Here is a 1,508-nt window from a genome sequence, read left to right on the forward strand (position 1 = left end):
AACGGGGTATCCTGTCTTTGTGGCCATTTCTTCCGGATACGCCGGCATACGGTGGAAACAGACAAACGATACTGCCGGAATCATCCGAAAAGCTCAGAATGCGCATTGCGCCACCATCAATACCAGCGTTGTTCCGGCGCAAATCGGCCGCGCTTTGGCCAGCGGCAAATTTGTGCGAGAAGGCGAAGTAAGGCAGTCTGAAAACTCCCAGAACGCGGCTTGATTTCGGAAGAAAAGTTTTTGGAAATGATGATAGGCACACCACCAACGGAATTTTTGGAAGCGTATGAAGCGGCGGAACTTCCGCCATCTGAAACTCCTCCAAAATAATTTGCGGTACAATCGCCACGGGCGGGCAAGGATTATAGCCGATAAAAAAACCGCCGAAATGAATCGGCGGTTTTAGTGATTGGTTAAGACTTCACATAGTTGGTAAAGTTAGACCAGTTTTCTACCCTAAAGCTTCGAATATCACGGACAGATTTACTAAACCATTGAATGTTTTTAAGTGCATTCAAGGCCATCATCAAATTGGCCATATCATCGTTATTCGTTAGGTACAGGCTGCCTTGAGTCCATTCAAAACCGAAGTTTTTTAACTCTTCGCGAATCTCAAAATAAGCACCGTTGTAAGGTTCGCCGTAATGAATTTTCAGCTCGGCAACTTCCAAATCAAAAGCAATTGCAAACATAGCTAATCTCCTAATCTTATTTTTTAAATTATATCATTCTTCTGCGATAACTGGTTGCTCAAACGGATTGAACGCTCATTTATGGCCGTCATCCGCCAGCTTCTGAATCTCCCGAACGGCTTCAGCAACGGTGCTGTATTTTGTTCCGCCACCGTTTTCTAATTCCTTCATAGCCTCCAAAGTAACCTTATTCGGTGCTTTTCCCGCCCAATCCAAGGAAAGCGGGACTTTGCCTGTATTGGCGATTTGATTGAAAAACATCCGAACTGCCTGACTGGGAGTCAGACCATACTGTTCTAGAACAGGATAGGCGTTTGCCCGTAGGTCATCGTCCAGCCTCATATTGAAATTTGTGTATCCCATTTCTTTTGCTCCATACATACATTGCATCACAATTACATTGTAAATACGATGTAATGTATTTACAACAAATAAAGCTATGCTACTAAAAAATACGTGCTGCCTATCCATAATTTCCAAAAGAAAAACGTCAGCAGTGCGCCTATTTTGAGTTCAGATTGCATTTCTAGCCCTTTCCCATATGCAAACCATAGGGAAGCATAGAAAACGCAGGAAATCGCAAATTTGGGGCATTAGCGCATATTTTCCACTGCTGCGGAGCTGGAAGCCTGTCAAGGTTCGCGTAGCGACCGCGTAAGCGGCTTGACCTTGACAGGGTGGAAGCGACCCAACGCTCAAGGGAGGAAGCAGGACTAAGGGCGTAGCCCGCCCCCTGCTTCCGAGCCGTCGGCGGCGAGACTGGGGGTGTGGGGGCAAAGCCCCCGCAAAGACGGTGTTTTTCAGAGATGGATAGGG

Annotated in this window: 3 protein-coding genes; all 3 read right to left on the minus strand. The window is 46.4% G+C overall.

Features of this window, described 5'->3' with window-relative positions; genetic code table 11:
• On the minus strand, positions 1 to 310 hold a 310-nt coding region (locus HMPREF2572_RS13965; RefSeq protein WP_148132250.1), incomplete at its 3' end, for a hypothetical protein.
• Between the two features lie 103 nt (positions 311 to 413).
• Positions 414 to 692, minus strand: coding sequence for a virulence protein (locus tag HMPREF2572_RS00300; RefSeq protein ID WP_019270616.1), 279 nt, complete (start codon positions 690 to 692; stop codon positions 414 to 416).
• Positions 693 to 767: 75 nt separating this feature from the next.
• A complete protein-coding gene (locus tag HMPREF2572_RS00305) occupies positions 768 to 1,163 on the minus strand; it encodes a type II toxin-antitoxin system RelB/DinJ family antitoxin (protein ID WP_246827726.1) in 396 nt (131 codons plus the stop codon).
• Between the last annotated feature and the right edge of the window lie 345 nt (positions 1,164 to 1,508).

The organism is Neisseria sp. HMSC064E01 (assembly GCF_001808875.1).
GTDB lineage: Bacteria > Pseudomonadota > Gammaproteobacteria > Burkholderiales > Neisseriaceae > Neisseria > Neisseria sicca_A.